General features: G+C 68.1%; 17 protein-coding genes. 6 read left to right on the top strand and 11 right to left on the bottom strand.

The window, feature by feature from the left end; translation table 11 throughout:
• Positions 1–7: 7 nt before the first annotated feature.
• Positions 8–595: an NUDIX domain-containing protein gene (locus tag FHW85_RS13145; RefSeq protein ID WP_168648525.1), complete on the top strand. Its 588-nt coding sequence runs from the start codon at positions 8–10 to the stop codon at positions 593–595.
• Between the two features lie 400 nt (positions 596–995).
• On the opposite strand, the gene FHW85_RS13140 is transcribed toward FHW85_RS13145, so the two are convergent.
• The 8 genes from FHW85_RS13140 to miaA form a co-directional block, all read right to left on the bottom strand.
• The gene (locus FHW85_RS13140; protein WP_167258408.1) at positions 996–1,367 is read right to left on the bottom strand and encodes a hypothetical protein; all 372 of its coding nucleotides are present in this window, start codon (positions 1,365–1,367) and stop codon (positions 996–998) included.
• 164 nt (positions 1,368–1,531) lie between these two features.
• On the bottom strand, positions 1,532–2,824 hold the full coding sequence (locus tag FHW85_RS13135; RefSeq protein ID WP_167258410.1) for an adenylosuccinate synthase: 1,293 nt from the start codon (positions 2,822–2,824) through the stop codon (positions 1,532–1,534).
• Positions 2,825–2,903: 79 nt separating this feature from the next.
• Entirely contained in the window at positions 2,904–3,089 is a 186-nt protein-coding gene (locus tag FHW85_RS13130; protein ID WP_167258412.1) for a DUF2065 domain-containing protein, read from the bottom strand.
• A gap of 11 nt (positions 3,090–3,100) precedes the next feature.
• On the bottom strand, positions 3,101–3,967 hold the full coding sequence (hflC, locus tag FHW85_RS13125) for a protease modulator HflC (protein WP_168648524.1): 867 nt from the start codon (positions 3,965–3,967) through the stop codon (positions 3,101–3,103).
• Entirely contained in the window at positions 3,967–5,118 is a 1,152-nt protein-coding gene (gene hflK, locus FHW85_RS13120) for an FtsH protease activity modulator HflK (RefSeq protein ID WP_167258416.1), read from the bottom strand. Before hflK ends, hflC begins: the two co-directional genes overlap by 1 nt.
• Positions 5,119–5,291: 173 nt before the next feature.
• On the bottom strand, positions 5,292–6,602 hold the full coding sequence (hflX, locus tag FHW85_RS13115; RefSeq protein ID WP_168648523.1) for a ribosome rescue GTPase HflX: 1,311 nt from the start codon (positions 6,600–6,602) through the stop codon (positions 5,292–5,294).
• A 165-nt stretch (positions 6,603–6,767) separates the two neighbouring features.
• On the bottom strand, positions 6,768–7,034 hold the full coding sequence (gene hfq / locus FHW85_RS13110; protein ID WP_167258420.1) for an RNA chaperone Hfq: 267 nt from the start codon (positions 7,032–7,034) through the stop codon (positions 6,768–6,770).
• A 180-nt stretch (positions 7,035–7,214) separates the two neighbouring features.
• The gene (gene miaA, locus FHW85_RS13105) at positions 7,215–8,165 is read right to left on the bottom strand and encodes a tRNA (adenosine(37)-N6)-dimethylallyltransferase MiaA (protein WP_168648522.1); all 951 of its coding nucleotides are present in this window, start codon (positions 8,163–8,165) and stop codon (positions 7,215–7,217) included.
• Positions 8,166–8,372: 207 nt separating this feature from the next.
• Here miaA and FHW85_RS13100 point away from each other — a divergent pair, with 207 nt between their 5' ends.
• Entirely contained in the window at positions 8,373–8,564 is a 192-nt protein-coding gene (locus FHW85_RS13100) for a hypothetical protein (protein ID WP_167258424.1), read from the top strand.
• A gap of 138 nt (positions 8,565–8,702) precedes the next feature.
• Here the strand turns inward: FHW85_RS13100 and FHW85_RS13095 are convergent, their stop codons facing one another.
• Positions 8,703–10,862 carry a S46 family peptidase gene (locus FHW85_RS13095; protein WP_168648521.1) on the bottom strand — a complete coding sequence of 720 codons (2,160 nt, stop codon included), beginning with the start codon at positions 10,860–10,862 and terminating at the stop codon, positions 8,703–8,705.
• 154 nt (positions 10,863–11,016) lie between these two features.
• On the opposite strand from FHW85_RS13095, the gene tdh reads away from it, so the two are divergent.
• The 3 genes from tdh to kbl all read left to right on the top strand — a co-directional run bounded on the left by tdh (position 11,017) and on the right by kbl (position 17,304).
• On the top strand, positions 11,017–12,051 hold the full coding sequence (gene tdh / locus FHW85_RS13090; protein WP_210427788.1) for an L-threonine 3-dehydrogenase: 1,035 nt from the start codon (positions 11,017–11,019) through the stop codon (positions 12,049–12,051).
• 185 nt (positions 12,052–12,236) lie between these two features.
• Positions 12,237–15,902, top strand: a complete 3,666-nt coding sequence (locus FHW85_RS13085) for a DUF748 domain-containing protein (RefSeq protein WP_168648520.1) — start codon at positions 12,237–12,239, stop codon at positions 15,900–15,902.
• Between the two features lie 199 nt (positions 15,903–16,101).
• Positions 16,102–17,304 carry a glycine C-acetyltransferase gene (gene kbl, locus FHW85_RS13080; RefSeq protein WP_167258430.1) on the top strand — a complete coding sequence of 401 codons (1,203 nt, stop codon included), beginning with the start codon at positions 16,102–16,104 and terminating at the stop codon, positions 17,302–17,304.
• A gap of 37 nt (positions 17,305–17,341) precedes the next feature.
• Here the strand turns inward: kbl and FHW85_RS13075 are convergent, their stop codons facing one another.
• Positions 17,342–18,079: a hypothetical protein gene (locus tag FHW85_RS13075; RefSeq protein WP_168648519.1), complete on the bottom strand. Its 738-nt coding sequence runs from the start codon at positions 18,077–18,079 to the stop codon at positions 17,342–17,344.
• A 127-nt stretch (positions 18,080–18,206) separates the two neighbouring features.
• Here FHW85_RS13075 and FHW85_RS13070 point away from each other — a divergent pair, with 127 nt between their 5' ends.
• Positions 18,207–19,076 carry a LysR family transcriptional regulator gene (locus FHW85_RS13070; protein ID WP_168648518.1) on the top strand — a complete coding sequence of 290 codons (870 nt, stop codon included), beginning with the start codon at positions 18,207–18,209 and terminating at the stop codon, positions 19,074–19,076.
• Here FHW85_RS13070 and FHW85_RS13065 read toward each other — a convergent pair whose 3' ends face one another.
• The gene (locus tag FHW85_RS13065; protein WP_168648517.1) at positions 19,077–19,847 is read right to left on the bottom strand and encodes a pseudouridine synthase; all 771 of its coding nucleotides are present in this window, start codon (positions 19,845–19,847) and stop codon (positions 19,077–19,079) included.
• Positions 19,848–19,917 lie beyond the last annotated feature (70 nt).

The raw sequence follows: 19,917 nt of genomic DNA, 5'->3' as shown, positions 1-19,917 counted from the left end.
TTCCCCCATGTCCACCACCCCCGACCGGGTCCGCGTGATCGACAGCCAGGTGCTGTCGAACGACTGGTACCTGCTCAAGAAGACCATTTACGACTTCCGCCGCGCCGACGGCAGCTGGCAGCGCCAGCAGCGCGAGACCTACGACCGCGGCAACGGCGCCGCCCTGCTGCTGTACCAGCGCGAGACGCGGAGCGTGGTGCTGGTGCGGCAATTCCGCTTCCCCTGCTTCGTCAACGGCCACGACGGCATGCTGATCGAAGCACCCGCCGGCCTGCTCGACCAGGCCACACCCGAGCAGCGCATCCGCGCCGAAGCGGAGGAAGAGACCGGCTACCGCGTCGGCGAAGTGCGCAAGGTGTTCGAGGCTTTCATGAGTCCCGGCTCGGTCACCGAGAAGCTGCATTTCTTCGTCGCCGAATACGACGCCTCGCAGAAGGTGGGCGACGGCGGCGGGCTGCCCGGCGAAGGCGAGGACATCGAAGTGCTGGAGCTGCCGTTCGACGACGCCATGGCCATGCTCCGCCGCGGTGAGATCGTCGACGGCAAGACCATCATGCTGCTGCAGTACGCGGCGATGCATGTATTCGGGACTTGAGCGAACGCGGCGCGAAAAAAAAGCAGGGTCGCCGTAGCGGCCCTGCTTCTGCCGGAATAGGTCCGTCGCGCGTGGGTGGCATCGCTCGGGTAACGATGCCCGCGTGACGGAGGGGAGAAACCATGCGCGAGCCAAGAGCACAGACGCACTCCGGCCCGCTGACCATCTCCGGCCGCCTGGAGCCGACCATGGCTGCGCGCAACCTTAGGTTGCGATCGATGCCTCGACTTATATCCAGCTCACAAAGCGGCCAAGAACCGGCGCGGTGGGGCTTGCAATGGTTGTGATTGTGCAGGGGCGCACATCCGGTTCACGCGCTGGATCGCATCGGTCTTCACGGCGCCTTACCGCGCGCTGCGCAGAACACGCAGGCTATACGGATAGGCGCAGCGTCCGTTCGTCATCTGTCGCGCCACGCCTTGACCCGTACGCCGGACTGATAGCTGTCGCCCACGCCCGGCTCCGGCAGCTCGCCATCCGGATCGACCGCACGCCCAAGCATCTGACTGCCCGCATCGTCGTCGAACGAGCGATGCGCCCTCGCCTGCCCCGTGCCGCTGCGCCGGCCGACACCGCCCTCCGGGGCGATCGCACGCTCCGGTGGCGTCGCCGCGCTCGCCGTGGACGACTCACCGTCACCGCCGGTCGAGCCCGACTCGTCTTCGTCCTCGTCTTCGCGCGGCAGCTGCTTGGTGGGCAATTCGCCTCCCTGCTTCGGCTCGTCCTCGGGGGCGGTATCGCGGCGGGGATGCTTGTTGTCTGCGTTGGCCATGGCATGCGCTCCTGCTGCGGAGGGCTCATGGTCCAACCTGGATGATCAGCACGGCGTGGAAGCGGCGTGGTGATTGCGGAACGGCACAGTGAACGCGCTGCTTGAGTCCATAAAAAAAGCCCCGCATTGGCGGGGCTTTCTTCGTGTCGGGCAAGCACGCCCGATCAGGCAAACGGATCATCCAGCACAATCGTGTCGTCACGATCCGCACCCGTCGCCACGATCGCCAGGCGGCAACCGGAAAGCTCTTCCACCGCGCGCAGGTAAGCACGCGCCGCGGCCGGCAGCTTGTTCCAGTCGCGGATGCCGGCGGTGGATTCTTCCCAACCCGGGAATTCCAGATACACCGGCTTGCATTCCGCCCAGCCGTCCGCGTCCAGCGGGGCCAGCTCGCGGCGCTTGCCGCGGTATTCGTAGGCGATGCAGACCTTGATGCTGGGCAGGCCGTCGAGCACGTCGAGCTTGGTGATGGCCAGGCCGTTGATGCCGTTGATCTGCACCGCGCGCTTGAGCGCCACCAGGTCGATCCAGCCGCAGCGGCGCGGACGGCCGGTGCTGGCGCCGAACTCGTTGCCGACCTTGCGCAGGCGCTCGCCCATCTCGTCGTGCAGCTCGGTGGGGAACGGACCGCCGCCGACGCGCGTCGCATAGGCCTTGCAGATGCCCAGCACGTAGTCGATGTCGCCCGCGCCCACGCCGGTGCCGGCCAGCGCGCCGCCGACCGTGGTGTTGGACGAGGTGACGTAGGGATAGGTGCCGTGGTCAATATCCAGCAGCGCGCCCTGGGCGCCTTCATACAGGATGTGGCCGCCTTCCTTGCGCACGTCGTGCAGGATGGTGGCGACGTCGTCGACCATCGGGCGGATGAACTCGCCATAGGCCAGCGCGTCATCCAGCACCTGCTGGTAGTCGACCGCCTCGGCCTTCAGCCACTGGGTGAGGATGAAGTTGTGGTACTCGACCGCGGTCTTCACCTTCTCCGGCAGCTCGTGCGGATACATCAGGTCGGCCACGCGGATGGAGCGGCGGGCGACCTTGTCCTCGTAGGCCGGGCCGATGCCGCGGCCGGTGGTGCCGATCGCGCTCTTGCCGGCGGCGGCTTCGCGCGCCTTATCCACGGCGATGTGGTACGGCATGATCAGCGGGGTGGCCGGGCTGATCTTCAGGCGCGAGCGCACTTCCACGCCCTGCGCTTCCAGTTCCTCGATCTCGGTCTTCAGCGCCTGCGGCGACAGCACCACGCCGTTGCCGATCAGGCAGAGCGCGTCGTCGCGCAGGATGCCGGACGGAATCAGGTGCAGCACGGTCTTCTTGCCGCCGATGACCAGCGTGTGGCCGGCATTGTGGCCGCCCTGGAAGCGTGCGACCGCCCGCACCTGCTCGGTCAGCAGGTCGACGATCTTGCCCTTGCCTTCGTCGCCCCATTGCGCGCCGAGGATTACGACTGACTTGCCCATGATCTTTCTCGCTCGTAGGTCGTGGCCCCATCGGGGGGCCGGAGGATGTTGAATCGAAAACGTTGCAGGCAACCGCGCGTCAATGCACCAGCTGCAGGAACAGCAGCCCGGCCGCCATGACCACCGCGCCGCAGATGCGCAGGCTCCGCGGCTCCATCTTCAGCGCCTCGCGCACCATGCTCTGCCAGCCGCGCGGCGAGGCGAACAGCACCAGTCCCTCGATCACCAGGACCAGGCACAGCGCGGCGGCGAGGTCGTGCGACATGCCCGGCTGCCTCAGCGCTTGCTCGCGCCGTCGTTGAAATACTTCAGGAACTCCGAATCCGGCTTCAGCACCAGCACGCCCTTGCCGTCGTCGAACGACTTACGGTACGCGCCGAGGCTGCGGTAGAAGGCGAAGAATTCCGGATCCTGCCCGTAGGCCTGCGCGTAGATCGCCGCGGCCTGCGCGTCGCCTTCGCCGCGGATCTTGGCCGCGTCGCGCTCGGCTTCGGCGCGGATCACCTGGCCCTGGCGGTCGGCGTCGGCCTGGATGGTTTCGGCGGCCTGGCGGCCGGTGGAGCGCAATTCGTTGGCCAGCTGCAGGCGCTCGGCGCGCATGCGCTTGTACACCGACTCGCTCACTTCGTCCGGCAGGTCGATGCGCTTGATGCGCACGTCGACCACGGCGATGCCGAGGCTCTTGCGCGCGGTGGCGTCGGTCTGCTTGCGCACGCGCTCGGTGATGTCCTTGCGGCCGCCAGCGATCAGTTCCTGCAGGGTGCGGCCGTTGAACTCGAAGCGCAGGGCGTCTTTCACGATCGGCGACAGGCGGTTGGCGGCCTGCAGCTCGGCGCCGGCGGTGGCGCGGTAATAGGCGGCGTTGTCGGCGATGCGCCACTTCACGTAGAAGTCGACGTTGACGCTCTTCTTCTCGGAGGTGAAGTAGCGCTCCGGCTGCGCCTCCAGGGTGAGGATGCGGTTGTCGAACAGGAGGGCCTGCTGGATCAGCGGCAGCTTGAAGTGCAGGCCGGGCGTGTCGCCCGTGCGCACGATGCGGCCGAACTGCAGCACCAGCGCGCTCTGCCCTTCGTGCACCACGTAGGCGCTGTTGAAACCGAGCAGGACGGCGATGACGACGATGATGCCGGCGAGGAATTTCATCACTGCTTCTCCTTGCCCGAGTCGGCGGCCGGCGCCACCGTGCCCACGCCCGGCAGGTCGCGCACGGCGGCGCGGTCCAGCGGCAGGTAGATCATGTTGCGGCCGCCGGTGCCGTCCAGCACCTTGGGATTGTTGGACATCACGTCCTCGACGGTTTCCAGCCACAGGCGGCGGCGGGTCACTTCGGGCGCGCCGCGGTATTCCTTGAGGATGAGGTTGAAGCGGTCGGCGTCGCCGGTGGCGCGCGCCACGCGCTCGGCCGAGTAGCCCTGCGCCTGGGCCGCGATGCGCGAGGCTTCGCCGCGTGCTTCGGGCACCACCTTGCTGGCGTAGGCGCGGGCGTTGTTCTCGGTGCCCTGCTTGTCTTCGCGCGCGGCGTTGACGTCGTCGAAGGCGTCCTTCACTTCCTGCGGCGGCGACACGTTCTGGAAGCTCACGTCGGTGACGGCGAGGCCGGCGTCGTAGCTGTCCAGGGTGGCCTGGAGGATCTCGCGGGTCTGCTGCTGCAGCGTGTCGCGCGTCTGCGCGGCGGCGGCGGCCTGGGTCACCGCGGCCTGCGCGGCGGCGACCGGCGCGGCCGCGGTGGACGGCGCGGCGGGCACGGCGGCCTGCTCCGGCGCGGAGCTGGTGAGGATGTTGTCCATCACATTGGCGCCGACCACGGAGCGCACCGCGGCCTCGGCGGCCTGGCGCAGCGTATCTTCCGGCTGGCCGCTCAGCGAGAACAGGAATTTGCGTGCGTCCGACACCTGGTACTGCACGTTGAAGTCGACCGAGATGATGTTCTCGTCGCTGGTCAGCATGCGCACCTTGTCGGACACCGAGCGCACCTCGGTCGTGCTGACCTTGGTGACGGTCTCCAGCGGACGCGGCAGCTTGAAGTGGAAGCCCGGCTGCAGGGTGCGGGCGTACTGGCCGAAGCGCAGCACCACGCCGGCCTGGCGGGCGTCGACGATGGTGTAGCTGCTCAGCAGCAGGGAGGCCAGCAGCAGGGCGAGCACGATGGTGAGCACGCCGCCGGGGCCGCCGCCTAAGCGGGACAACCGGTTCTTCAACTGCTTGAAAGCATCGTCCAGACCGGATTTACCGGGGTTCTGGCGAGGCTTGCCCCAGGGGTCACGTTGCCCGTTACCGGGTTCGTTCCAGGCCATTGTCAGTCTCCTTGAGGCCGCTGGGAGGCCGGCAGCAATAGCCGGAAGCACCTTGGTCGGAAAGCATCATGGTGGCGAGTCGCGTCCGGGCAAGGGTCCTGCCCGGCAGGGAAGCGGCACAAACGGCGGGCATTCTAGCAGAGGCGGACGGGCGAAGGCCCGTCCCGCCTCGCTCACGGCTCGTCGCGGGGCTCGCCCAGCAAGCCGCGCAGCAGCTCGGCCTCGGCCGGGCTGCCGCCGCTCAGCGGGGCGATGACGCTGCGCGGCGCGTCGATGCGCAGGCGCCAGCCGTCCACGTCCACGTCCTCGCCGGCGATGGCGCCGGCGGCCTTCAGCCGCGCATGCAGGCGGCCGGCGGTGAGCGGCAGGCGCAGCTCGGACTGCACGCGCTCGCCGCCGAGCAGTTCGCCCAGGGCCTGGCGCAGCAGGTCCAGGCCCTGCCCCGTGGCGGCCGACAGCCACACGGTGGCCGGGCGGCCTTCGTCGTCGCGGTCGATGCGCGGCTCGGTGCCGGCCAGGTCGATCTTGTTCATCACGCGCAGCTGCGGCACGTCGCCGGCGTCGATTTCCTCCAGCACGCCGTCGACCACCTTGTGCAGGTATTCGCGCTCCTCGTCGGCGGCGTCGCTCACGTGCAGCAGCAGGTCGGCGTCGCGCGCCTCGGCCAGGGTGGCGCGGAACGCGGCCACCAGGTCGTGCGGAAGATCGCGGATGAAGCCTACGGTGTCGGCCAGCACAGCCGGGCCGCAGCTGAGGTCGTCCAGCTTGCGCACGGTGGGGTCGAGCGTGGCGAACAGCAGGTCGGCGGCGAACACCTCGCCCGAAGTCAGCTTATTGAACAGCGTGGACTTGCCGGCATTGGTGTAGCCCACCAGGGCCACCCGCGGCACCGTGTTGCGCAGGCGCGCGCGGCGCTGCTGGGTGCGCTGCACCTGCACCTTCTCCAGGCGCTTGCTCAGCATCTTCACGCGCTCGGCGAGCAGGCGGCGGTCGGTTTCCAGCTGGGTTTCGCCCGGGCCGCGGTTGCCGATGGCACCGCCGCGCTGGGCGTCCAGATGGGTCCAGCCGCGCACCAGGCGGGTGGCGACGTGCTTGAGCTGGGCCAGCTCCACTTCCAGCTTGCCTTCGTGCGAGCGGGCGCGCTGGGCGAAGATGTCCAGGATCAGGCCGGCGCGGTCGACCACGCGGGTCTTCAGGTGCTTCTCGAGGTTGCGCTCCTGCACCGGGCTGAGGGTGTGGTCCACCAGCACCAGGTCGGCTTCGAGCGCGCGCACCATCTCGGCGACCTCGTCGGCCTTGCCGGAACCGATGTAGTAGCGCGGGTTGGGGTCCTCGACGCGGGCGGCGACGCTGCCCAGCACTTCGGCGCCGGCGGATTTCACCAGCTCGGTGAATTCTTCGGCGCGGCGCACGGTGTCGCCCTCGCCACGGGAATGCGGCAGCACCAGTACGGCGCGCTCGCCTTTCTTTTGTCTATCGAACACGGATGCGGAATGACCTGTGCGGAATGGGCCCGGCACCGGGCCGGACGGCCGCGACGGGGCGAATGCGAAGTGTAGCGGCGCCAGCGGCCGCGGGGGTCGGAAACGACCAAGCGGCGGGACCTTAAGGCCCGCCGCCTCTTACACATGGGTCATTCCAGGCCCGTTTCAACCTTCCGTTTCGGGCGCCGTCGTAGCCTCGACGTGGCCCTCGTGGCCGGTCCCCATCCGCACGTTGCGGCTGGGCACCACGGTGGAAATGGCGTGCTTGTAGACCATCTGGCTGACCTGGTTGCGCAGCAGCACCACGAACTGGTCGAACGACTCGATCGTGCCCTGCAGCTTGATGCCGTTGACCAGGTAGATGGCAACCGGGACGCGCTCGCGGCGCAGTGCGTTCAAAAACGGATCTTGCAATGACTGCCCTTTGGACATTGTTGTTCTCCCCTCGCATCGGACGGGCCGGATAAAAGACGCTCGCGCGCCCCGGCCCAAGGCTTCGGAATATTAACCACTTTTAAATCGTTGATGAAAGGCTCCGCGCCCGCGTTGGAAAGCCTTTCCGGCAGGCTGCCCGGGAAGCGCGAACCCGTTCGCCAAAACCGCGCGCCAACCTTAGCCGGAAGCGCCCAGGAACAGCTCCAGCGCGTCGACGGCCCGGGCCTCCAGGCCGGGGCGGTCGGGGTCGAAAGTCCGCGCGTCCAGCTCGCCGCGCAGCCAGGTGATCTGGCGCTTGGCCAACTGGCGGGTGGCGAACACGCCGCGGTCGCGGAATTGTGCGGCGTCGGTGGCGCCATCCAGATGCTCCCAGGCCTGCCGGTAGCCGACCGCGCGCATCGAGGGCAGGTCCGGATGCAGGTCGCCGCGCGCGCGCAGGCCGCGTATCTCGTCGAGGAAGCCGTCGCGCAGCATGGCGTCGAAGCGTTCGGCGATGCGCGCGTGCAGCGGCGCCCGGTCCGCCGGCAGCAGGGCCAGCTTGAGCACCCGCCACGGAAAGCGCTCGCCGCTGCCGCCGCGCTGCTGTTCGGACAGCGGGCGGCCGGTGAGTTCGATCACTTCCAGCGCGCGCTGGATGCGCTGCGCGTCGTTCGGCCCGATCCGCGCGGCGGCGGCGGCATCGGCCTGGCGCAGGCGCTCGTGCATGGCGGGCCAGCCGATGAGCACCGCCTCTTCGGTGAGACGCTCGCGGATCGCCGCGTCCGCCTCCGGCAAATGTGACAGCCCATGTTGCAGCGCGCGGAAGTACAGGCCGGTGCCGCCGACCAGCAGCGGAACCTTGCCGCGCGCCGTGATGTCTTTCATCGCCTGCAGGGCGTCGGCGCGGAAATCCGCCGCCGAATACGGCTCGGCCGGATCGCGGATATCGATCAGCGCGTGCGGATGGCGCGCCAGCGTCGCCGCATCCGGCTTGGCCGCGCCGATGTCCAGGCCGCGGTACACCAGCGCGGAATCCACGCTCACCAGCTCAACCGGAAAATTCTCGCTCAGCGCACACGCCAACGCGGTCTTGCCCGACGCCGTAGGGCCCATCAAGAAAATGCTGGGGTGACGCGAGTCGGCAGGCATGTACGCTTCCGGAGGGCTCAAGGTGACGTGCTGGGTCAGGCTGGCATGCAGCGTTTTCCCGCCCAACGGCAACGCAACGCCATTTGGACGGTATGGGCACGTGCCTTGCTTCACATTTTGGACGAGAATCACGGTGTCTTGCACGATCGCAACCGTGGTCAGCCACAGCGAACCGCCGAGACAACGTTGAACGGGGGGAAGTACGGAATGAACAAACGCAAGTACATGGTGGCCGAACCCGGCAACCGCGCCTCGGCACCCGCTGCCGCCGCCAAGCCCGCGCGTGCGGGCGACGATGGCGCGCCACCGGTGTGGCACAAGGACAACCGCGGTTTCTGGTTCGTGGTCTGCGTCGCGGCCAGCCTGGTTTTCGCGCTGATCTATTCGGCGCTGCGCTGAGCCGCCGTGCAGGTTGGGGTGAGCGCAGCGAACCCCAACGCGGCCGCGGCGCCCGGCCTTCCCTTTGATAGGACGACCTGAAACGTCTGTTGGGGTTCGCTGCGCTCACCCCAACCTACGTTCGCCGCCGGCGCGGCATCACCGCGCCGGCACGCCCAGCTCCTTCAGCAGCCACGGCGCCGGATACACCTTGTCCATCAGCCAGCGCATGTAGCGCATGTCCACGTGGATCGCGCGCTTGTAGCGCGGATCGAACATCCAGCTCGCGCTCACCGCTTCCCAGTTGCTGTCGAAATTCAGCCCCACCAGCTGGCCGTGCGCATTGAGCACGGGCGAGCCGGAGTTGCCGCCGGTGGTGTCGAGGTTGCTGAGGAAATCCACTGGCATCACACCGGAACGCTTGTCCAGATAGCCCTCGTAGTCGCCCTTGGCGATGGCGTCCAGCAGCGGCTTGGGCGCGTCGAACGGTTCCACCCCGGTGTTCTTCTCGACGATGCCGGCGGTGCTGGTCAGCGGCGAATAGCTCACCGCGTCGCGTGCCTTCAGCGGCGTGACCTTGCCGTAGCTGACGCGCAAGGTGGAGTTGGCATCCGGATAGACCGCCCGCCCCTGCTGCTCGCGATAGGCGATCAGCGCCTGCATATAGGCCGGGCGCAGGCGCAGCAGCTCGCCGTCGCGCTCCTTGCGCTGGTCTTCGATGCGCAGCAGCGCCGGCTGCAGCGCCGCCGCCAGCTTGAGCAGCGCGTCGTCCGACTTCGCCACTTCGTCGGGCTGCGCCTTCAGCCAATGCAGGCGCTGCGCCTCGTCGCCGAGCTGGGTGGCGCCATACACGCGGTCCAGCGTCCCGGCCAGTTCGGCCGGCGTGCGGCCGAAGGCGGCGTCGAATTCCGGCACGCGCTGCGGATCGGGCAACTGCTGATAGCGGATGAGCAGAGCCGTGAGGATGCGTTTTTCCACCCCCGCGTCGTAGCGGCGCTGCACCTGCTTGAGCATGCCGGCGGTGAGGTCCTCGTCGCGCTGCTGGTAGCCGGTTTCGCGGTCGGCGTCGGGCTTGGCGCGTTCGTGGGCGTAGCGCTGCAAGGTGAGCGCCGAGCGCAGCAGCTGCGTCTGCGCTTGCAGGATGGCGAAGAGCAGATCGCGCTCGCGGTTGGCATTGCCGCCGGCGATCAGCTTGGCCACCGTGTCGATGTCCGGGCGCAGCGTTCTTGCCTGCGGCTGCTTGTCCAGCCACGCCAGCATGGCGTCCTCGTCCTTGCGGCGGATGTCGACCGCGTCGCTGCGCTTGAGGCCGTCGAGTTCGCCGCTGAAACGCTTGATGCCGTTCTTCAGCGACTGCAGTTGCGAGGCGTAGCGGATCGCCGCCTGCTTGTCGGCGCGGCCGGCGTCCTCGATCACGCCCTGCACCTGCTTCATCACCTCCACCGACTTGGGCAGACGCCATTGCACCTGGTCGGCGAACTCCGCCGCCGTGCGGTGGCGATAGGTGGTGCCGGGATAGCCGGCGAGCATGACGAAGTCGCCCTCGTTCACGCCTTCGCTGGCGACCTGCAGATGCGCCGGCGGGTGGTACGGCTGGTTTTCCTTGGCATAGGCCGCCGGCCTACCGTCGGGGCCGACATAGGCGCGCAGCACGGTGAAGTCGCCGCTGTGGCGCGGCCAGACGAAGTTGTCCACTTCGTCGCCGTAGTTGCCGATGGCGCGCGGCGGCGCGTAGACCAGACGCACGTCGCGGATCTCCAGCTGCTTCACCAGGTAGAAATCGCGCCCGTAGAACATGTTGACCACGCTGCAGCGATAGCCCGCCTCGCGCTCGCACTCGGCCACCAGCGCCTTGCCGGCGGCGTCCACCGCGTCGTAGTAGGCGCGGCCGGTCTTGCCCCGGGCCTGGGCCAGCACCTGGTCGGTGACCTTGTCGAAGCCGGTGGTCACGCGCAGGCGGAAGTCCGGATTGGCCGGCAGCTCCTGCGCGCGGTCGCCGGCGACGAAGCCGTGCTGGATCAGATCGCGCTGCGGATTGCTGTTGTACTGGATGACGCCGAAGGCCACGTGGTGGTTGGTCAGCACCAGGCCGTCGCCGCTGACGAAGGCGCCGGTGGCGCCACCCACCTTGACCACCGCGCTGAGCGGCGGCCTGGTCAGGTCCGCCAGGTCGGCCGGGTTGCCCTGGAAGCCGGCGGCGCGCAGCTGCTTGCCGATCGAGGGCAGCTGCGAGGGCATCCACATGCCCTCGTCCGCCTGCGCGCCCGGAGCCAGGCCCATCGCCATGGCCGCGGCCAGGCCCATCGTCTTCTTACGCATCCGCTGTCCCTTCTGGGTGATCGCACAAACTTGCGACCTTAGACCGAAGCGGCCGGGCCGGCAACGCTGCACTGCACGAAGACGGCCCGCCGTGCCCGCACTTTATAATCGCCGCTTTCCCCGCCCGCCTTGCGGGCCAGCCGATGGATTCCCCATGCAGCAGACGATGAAAGCCCTGGTCAAGCGCTTGCCCGAGCAGGGCATCTGGATGGAAGAAGTGCCCGTGCCGGAGGTCGGCCCCAACGAGGTGCTGATCAAGATGGAAAAAACCGCCATCTGCGGCACCGACCTGCATATCTACAAGTGGGACGAGTGGAGCCAGCGCACCATCAAGCCGGGCCTGACCATCGGCCATGAATTCGTCGGCCGCATCGTCGAGATCGGCCCGGGCGTCACCGGCTACAAGATCGGCGACCGCGTCTCGGCCGAGGGCCATATCGTATGCGGCCACTGCCGCAACTGCCGCGCCGGCCGCCAGCACCTGTGCCCGAACACGGTGGGCATCGGCGTGAACCGCAACGGCGCCTTCGCCGAATACATGGCCATGCCGGCCTCCAACCTGTGGCCGATCCCGGACCAGATCCCCTCGGAGCTGGCCGCCTTCTTCGACCCCTACGGCAACGCCGCGCACTGCGCGCTGGAGTTCGACCTGATCGGCGAGGACGTGCTGATCACCGGCGCCGGCCCGATCGGCATCATCGCCGCCGGCATCGCCAAGCACGTGGGCGCACGCAACGTGGTGGTCACCGACGTCAACGACTACCGCCTGAAGCTGGCCGCCGACATGGGCGCCACCCGCGTGGTGAACGTGGCCAACCAGTCGCTGCGCGACGTGGTGAAGGACCTGCACATCGAAGGCTTCGACGTGGGCCTGGAGATGAGCGGCAACCCGCGCGCCTTCAACGACATGCTCGACTGCATGTATCACGGCGGCAAGATCGCCATGCTCGGCATCATGCCGCGCGGCGCCGGCATCGACTGGGACAAGGTGATCTTCAAGGGCCTCACCCTGCAGGGCATCTACGGCCGCCGCATGTACGAGACCTGGTACAAGATGACCCAGATGGTGCTCACCGGCTTCCCGCTGCAGAAGGTGCTCACCCACCAGATCCACATCGACGACTTCCAGAAGGGCTTCGACCTGATGGATGCCGGCCATTGCGGCAAGGTCGTGTGTTCCTGGCTTTGATGCGAAGCCGGCTCTGATCGTGGCCTGAAGGCTCCCGCGCCGGGCGTGCGCGGGAGCCCACCGAAACGTCTCACGCACGGGTAAACTCCCCCCGCGACCGGCGCTTATGGGACTGGGTTAGGCAGTGCGCGGCCGGGGTAGGACCGCACGCCGTCGGGTCGCTTAACTGACGGAGCATCGCCCGCATGGCAGATCAGATTTCTTCCGGCAGTTCCCGGCTGACGGCGGCGCGCACACGTGCGCTCACCGTCTACCGCTCGCGGCGCACGCGCAAGACCGCGCTGATCGCCGCCATCGTGCTGGTGCTGTTCGGCCTGTTCGGCTTTCTCGCCGCGCCGTCGATCATCCGCGGCCAGATCGAAAAGCACGCCAGCGCCGCGCTGGACCGGCCAGTGACGCTGGGCAAGGTGCACCTCAACCCCTACACCTTGCGGCTGCAGCTGGACCAGCTGCATATCGGCGAACGCGACGGCAAGACCAGCTTCGTCGACGTCGACCAGATCGTCGCCAACACCTCGTGGACCTCGCTGTTCCGCCTGGCGCCGGTGCTGGACGAACTCTCGCTGCAGCGCCCGCGCATCCACATCGCGCGCACGGCCGACCAGCGCTTCAATTTCTCCGACATCATCGAGCGCTACGCATCGCAACCGGCCGCGCCCGACGCCAAGCCGGCGCGCTTCGCGCTGTCCAATATCAGCGTGCACGGCGGCGACATCGTGTTCGACGACCAGGCGGCGAAAGCCAGCCACCATGTCGAGCAACTGGAACTTGGCATTCCCTTCCTCGCCAACCTGCCCAGCAGCACCGACGTGTTCGTCAAGCCGCTGCTGGCGCTGAAGGTGGACGGCAGCCCGCTGCGCATCGAAGGCCAGACCAAGCCGTTCGCCAGCAACCGCGAATCGGCGATCGGCTTCCAGCTCGACCGCCTCGACCTGCCCCGCTACCTCGGCTACGTGCCCAAGCCGCTGCCGATCGCGATTCCGAAGGGCCTGCTCAGCGGCAAGCTGGAACTCAATTTCGTGCAGACACCGGATGCGCCGCAGGTGCGCCTCACCGGCAACCTGCAGCTGGACGATTTCGCGCTCGACAGCAGCAAGGGCGAGCCGATCGCGCGCCTCGGCCATGGCACGGCGGAGTTGGCGGACGTGCAGCCGCTGGTGTCGCGCTACCGGCTTGGCGCGCTGAAGCTGGAGCAGGCCCAGGTCTACTACACGGCGAGCGAAGGCGGGCACAGCAACTACGACACATTGACGGCGCCGTCGGCGCCAGCCGATCCGGCGAAGAAAGCCGCGCCCACCGACCTGCGCATCGCCTCGATCGCGCTCACCGGCAGCGCCATCCACTACACCGACGCCACGCAGAACAAGCTCGATCTCGCCGACCTGCACGGCAGCCTGCTCGGCCTGAGCATGCTTGCCGCGCCGCCGGCGAAGCTCGATCTGGCCGGCCAGCTGTTCGGCGGCGACATCGGCGCCAAGGGCACGCTCGACCTGGCCGCGGCCACGCTGAAGGCGGCGCTGTCGCTCAAGCAGGTGGACATGGTGCCGCTGCAGGCGATGGCCGGCTCCGCCATGGCCGCGCGCGCCGCCAAGGGCAAGCTCGATGCCAACGGCCAGTTGCAGCTGGACTGGGGCAAGGCCACCAATGTGCACCTGGCGCCGGCGCAGGCGACGGTGAGCGATTTCGCGCTGGAAGCCGGCGGCAAGGGCCAGGCCGCACCGGTGGCCTGGGGCAAGCTGCAGGCGGACATCGAACAGATCGACCTGGCGTCGCGCCAGGCGCGCCTGAAAAGCCTGGTCGGCACCGGCCTTAGCCTGGACGTGCAGCGCGCGGCCAACGGCACTATCTCGCTCACCGAATTGTTCGCGCCGCCCAAGACCGCCGCCAAGGCAGCCGCGCCACGCGGCAAGGCCAGGCCGGCCGACGCCGGACCGGCGTGGCAATGGAGCATCGCCCACCTCGGCGTGGACAACGGCGCCGTGCGCTTCGCCGACCACGCGGTGGGCAACGGCAAGCCCGCGGTGGTGGAAGTGACGGCGCTGAAGGGCGGCATCGACGAGCTCAGCGACAAGTTCAACCAGCAGCGCGCGATGAAGCTGGACGGCTCCATCGGCAAGGGCACGTTCTCGCTCGCCGGCAATGTGCAGCCCTCCCCTGCCCTGGCCGAACTGGACGTCACCACCCGCGGCCTGGACATCGCCACCTTCGCGCCGTACATCAGCGTGCCGCTGAACGTGACCATCTCCAGCGCGCGCCTGAGCGGCAAGGGCAAGCTGCATTACGACGGACGCAGCGCGGAACCGAAGTTCGGCTTCAAGGGCAATGCCGCGCTGGAACGCGTGCGCGTGCAGGACAAGGTCACCGGCGACGACTTCCTGCGCTGGAGCGCGCTCAACGCCGGCAACCTCGACGTGGCCTACGGCAGCGGCACGCCGCGCATGCACGTGGGCAGCCTGGTGCTGAGCGCGTTCTATGCGCGCATGATCGTCAATGCGAATGGACGGCTGAATCTGGCTGACGTGGTGGCGAAGCCGGAGCAGGAAGCGCCGGTCTCGGTGACGCGCGCCGAAACCAATGCGCCGGCGGCACCCAAGGTGTCGAAGACGACGACGGAAACCGAGAAGCCCACCGAATCGATCGCTCCGGCGGCGGATATCCAGCTCGGCCAGATCACCCTGCTCAACGGCCAGCTCAACTACACCGACAACTTCATCAAGCCCAACTACACCGCCAACCTCACCAAGGTCACCGGCAAGATCGGCGCGTTCGGCACCGCGGGCGGCCCGCCGGCCGAGGTGGCCGTGCAGGCGCAGCTGGACGACAACTCGCCGGTGGACATCAGCGGCAGCATGAATCCGCTGGCGCCGGTGGCCTTCCTGGATATCCAGGGCAAGGCCAACGAAGTGGAGCTGACGCGCCTCAGCGCCTACTCCAGCAAGTACACCGGCTATCCGATCACCGCGGGCAAGCTCACCGTCGACGTGAAGTACAACCTCGACCAGCGCAAGCTCAAGGCCGACAACCACATCTACATCACCCAGCTCACCTTCGGCGACCGCATCGAAGCGCCCGGCATTTCGCACCTGCCGGTGAAGCTGGCGGTGGCGCTGCTGAAGGACACGCAGGGCAATATCGACGTCAACGTGCCGGTGTCCGGCTCGCTGGACGATCCGCAGTTCAGCATGGGCGGCCTGATCTGGCGCGCCATCGGCAACCTGATCGTCAAGGCGGTGACCTCGCCGTTCCGCCTGCTCGGCTCGGCCTTCGGCGGCGGCGACCACGAAGACCTCGGCTACGTGGAATTCGAACCCGGCTCGGCCGTGCTCAACGGCGCCGCGCAGGAGCGCCTGGGCAAGGTGGTGGCGATGCTCAACCAGAAGACCTCGCTGACCCTGGATATCGTCGGCCGCGCCGATCCGGCGCAGGACCAGAACGGGCTGCGCAAGGTGACCGTGCAGGACATGATCCGCAAGGAGAAGCTGCTGGACGACGGCGGCAAGAACGCCGACACCTCGCCCGCCGCGCTCGCCGCGGTGGCGATCACGCCGGACCAGGAAGAGCGCTATCTGGCGCGTGCGTACAAGCACGCCGACGACATCGACAAGCCGCGCAATGCGCTGGGACTGAAGAAGTCGCTGGAGCCCGACGAAATGCGGGCCTTGCTGGAGACCAACGTCAAGACCGACGACGCGGCGATGCGCGACCTGGCCGAGCGCCGCGCCAACGCGGTGCGCGACTGGCTGAAGGGCAAGCTGCCGGACAACCGGTATGGGCTGAAGGATCCCAAGCTGACGCCGGAGGGGATCGACGACAAGGGCAAGACGACGCGGGTGGATTTCGGCTTGCATTGACGCCTGCCGGCCTGCGCAGCCTGCGTAGGTTGGGGTGAGCCGCAGGCGAACCCCAACCGCGCCACGTCCAGACGCACCGCATCGTTGGGGTTCGCCTGCGGCTCACCCCAACCTGCGCGGGCTTTTCGATCAGGCTCGGGTTTTCCGGCGGGCCGCAAAGGCTCACAATCGGCATCTTTCCCCCCAAGGGCCGATCCCGATGAGCTACTCCGACACCACCCGCGCGCGCTACGCCGCCGAACTGGATTCCATCCGCGAGCAGGGCCTGTTCAAGGGCGAGCGCGTGATCGTCTCGCCGCAGTCGGCGCAGATCGAGCTGGAGGGCGGGCGCAAGGTGCTGAACTTCTGCGCCAACAACTACCTGGGCCTGGCCGACCATCCCGACGTGATCCAGGCCGCCAAGGAGGCGCTGGACAGCCACGGCTTCGGCATGGCCTCGGTGCGCTTCATCTGCGGCACGCAGGACCTGCACAAGCAGCTGGAAAAGAAGATCGCCGAGTTCTTCGGCACCGAGGACACCATCCTCTACGCCGCCTGCTTCGACGCCAACGGCGGCCTGTACGAGCCGCTGCTGGGCGAAGAGGATGCGATCATTTCCGATGCGCTCAACCACGCCTCGATCATCGACGGCATCCGCCTGTGCAAGGCCAAGCGCTTCCGCTACGCCAATTGCGACATGGCCGACCTGGAAAAGCAGCTGCAGGCGGCCGACGCCGCGGGCGCGCGCACCAAGCTGATCACCACCGACGGTGCGTTCTCGATGGACGGTTTTATCGCGCCACTGGACAAGATCGCCGCGCTCGCCGCCAAGTACGACGCGATGGTGCATATCGACGAATGCCACTGCACCGGCTTCCTCGGCGACAGCGGCCGCGGCTCGGCTGAAGTCAACGGCGTGATGGACAAGATCGACATCTTCACCGGAACCCTGGGCAAGGCACTCGGCGGCGCGCTGGGCGGCTTCACCACCGGCAGCGCCGAAGTGATCGAACTGCTGCGCCAGCGCTCGCGTCCTTATCTGTTTTCCAACTCGCTGCCGCCGCACGTGGTGGCCGCGGCGCTGAAGGTGTTCGACATGCTGTCCAGCGCGGGCGAGCTGCGCCAGCGCGTGCAGGAGAACACCCGCTACTTCCGCGAGCAGATGAGCCAGGCCGGCTTCGACATCAAGCCGGGCGTGCACCCGATCGTGCCGGTGATGATCTACGACGCCAAGAAGGCGCAGGCCATGGCGGCGAAGCTGCTGGAGGAAGGCATCTACGTCACCGGCTTCTTCTATCCGGTGGTGCCGCAGGGCCAGGCGCGCATCCGCACGCAGATGAGCGCGGCGCATACGCGCGAGCACCTGGACCGCGCGATCGCGGCGTTCACCAAGGTGGGCCGCGAGCTTGGGGTGATCGGCTGAGCATCGACGGGGGAGCGGCTGCGCTCCCCCGCTTTCGCTATTGCAGCGCGCTGAGTTCGGCGCGGTAGCGCCAGGTTTCGGTAGTGGCCGATTGCACGGCATCGCCGATGTCGCGCTGTGCAGCTTCGTCGTTCGCCAGCAGCGAACCGAGGCTGCGTTCGAAACCGTCATAGCTGGCCCAGCGATCGCGGGCCACCAGCAGCATGTATTGCGCCGAGTCGCCGCCGGTGACCAGGCGATACCAGGTATGGGCCGGTGCTCCGGGTTCCTTCTGCAAGGCCTGGCGTGCGACGGCCAGCGCGCGTTCGAAACGCGCCTCCATGCCAAGCCGCACGTGCACGTGCGTCACCTGCATGGTGGCGCTGGGCTTGCGGTTCTCCAGCGGCGTACCGGTGCTGGCTTCGCGCAGCAGCACATAGGTGGGCTGTCCCATCGGGATGGCATACGCAGACACGTTGGCGCGGAAATCGGCGCCGTCGCCCGCTACGTCCACCCGATGATCGAAGGCGGCGAACGGTTCGCCCACGCTGGCGTCGACGAACCAGCCGCTGCGCTCGCCGTCCTCGATGGTCCAGCCGTACCAGGACAGCGGATCGCGGTGGGCGCGATGCCATGCGAGGTGCTGGCGGTAGCCCTGCTCGAACTTATCGGCGGCGCCGGTTTGCATGCGGTAGAGGTAGAAATGTGCGGCATGGCCCGGGGCGGCCTGGCTTGGGGCAGCATGGGCGGGCAAGGCAAGGCACAGGGCTAGCAGAAACGCGTGGCAGCGGCTCATGGGGATTCCTGGCGGGTGGGCGGCTGCGATTCTCGGCTTGCCGCTGCCTTCGCGGCCATGCGAATCTTTTTGGGCTTGCGGCGAAAATTTTTCGCCCCTCATCCCCTCCTCGCCCAGGGTTCCGCGCATGAATGTGGAGTTGCGTTATCTGCACGCGTTCCGCGCCGTCTGCGAAGGCGGCAGCCTGCGCGCTGCCGCCGCGTCGCTGCACCGCACCGAGCAGGCGGTGAGCTACCAGCTGCGCAAGCTGGAGGAAGCGCTGGGCATGCCGCTGTTCCGCCGCGGACAGGGTCCGCTGGTGCCCAATGCCGCCGGCGAGCGGCTGCTGGCGTTCTGCCGCGATATGGGGCGCGACCTGGCCAAGGTGCACGAGGCGATGCGCGACGAGCCGGCGCAACCGCTGCGCATCGCGGCGGTGAGCGGCTTCGGGCGCTATGAACTGCTGCCGCTGTTCCGCGAAGGGCCGTTGGCGGATGTGCCGATCCGCATGAGCTTTCCCACCGCGGAAGAAGTGGTGCGGCAGGTGGAAACCGGCGCCAGCGATCTGGGCTTCGTGCATCTGATGCTGCCGCATGGCGCCTTGCGCCTGGTTGCAGTCGGCATGGAACAGGCGGCCTTGATCGCATCCGCACGGCAGAGTTTGCCAACGCTGGATATCGCCGCGCTGGCCCAGGCCGATTACGTGACCTATGACGAGAGCGACTACGTGTTCGCCACCTGGTTCACCCAGGTGCTGGGCGAGAAGCCCGCACGGCTGCGCAGCGTGGCGCATTTCGAGGAACTGGAGGAAGTGCTGGACTGGGTGGCGGCCGGCCGGGGGCTGTCGGTCGTGCCGTATGCGTGCGCGCGGGAGGCCGAGGCGCGCGGCGACGTCGTCGCCGTGGGGCGCGAGAGCAAGCCTTGCCTCAATACGATCTATGCGGTGATGGATCCGGCGCGCACGCATCCGCTGCAGGAGCGCACGCTGGACGTGGTGCGGGAGCAGTTGCGCGGCTGATCAGCGCGATAGCGCGGCGACTTCCTCGGGGCGCAGGTGGCGCCACCGGCCCTTGGCGAGTTCGCCCAAAGGCAGCGTGCCGATGGCCACGCGGATCAGCCGCAGCACGCCGATGCCATGCGCTTCGAGCAGGCGGCGGATATGGCGGTTGCGGCCTTCGTCGAGGACGATCTCCAGCCAGGCGTTCTTTTCGCCCGCACGCAGCAGCGTGGCCTGCTTCGCGGCCAGGCGTTCGCCTTCGTCCACCACGCCCAGTGCGAGTTGCTCGAGCAGCGCGGCGTCCGGCACGGCGTCGATCTGCACGTGGTAGGTCTTGTCGACGTGGTGGCGCGGCTCGGTGAGGCGAGCGGCCCAGGCGCTGTCGTTGCTCAGCAGCAGCAGGCCTTCGCTGGCCTTGTCCAGGCGGCCGACCGGGCCGAGCCAGGGCAGGCCGGCGTCCTTCAGCAGGTCGTAGACGGTGTCGCGGCCGCGCTCGTCGGCGGCGCTGACCACGATGCCGCGGGGTTTGTTGAGGATGATGTAGACGCGCTGCGTCTCGCTGACCGGGGCGCCGTCGAGCAGGATGCGTTGGCGGGCGGCGTCGGCGGGGCGTTCCGGGTCGAGCACCACGCGGCCGTCCACGCTGACGCGGCCTTCGCGTATGGCCTTCTCCGCCCGGCTGCGCGAGCACACGCCAAGCTTGCTGAGCACGCGGGCCAGGCCGTGCTTCGGCGCGGCTGCGGCACCGCGGCCCGGCGTGATTCGCCTGCCCTGCCCTTGCTTTCGGTCCATGCCGGTCATCGTGCCCCAGTCCGCCCAAAAGAAAAGCCCGGCTTGCGCCGGGCTTTTCCACGCGACCTTG

This window comes from Dyella sp. SG609, assembly GCF_012275375.1.
Taxonomy (GTDB): Bacteria; Pseudomonadota; Gammaproteobacteria; order Xanthomonadales; family Rhodanobacteraceae; genus Dyella_D; species Dyella_D marensis.
The sequence above is the reverse complement of the archived record's forward strand: the minus strand, read 5'-3'. Positions and strand labels throughout refer to the sequence as shown.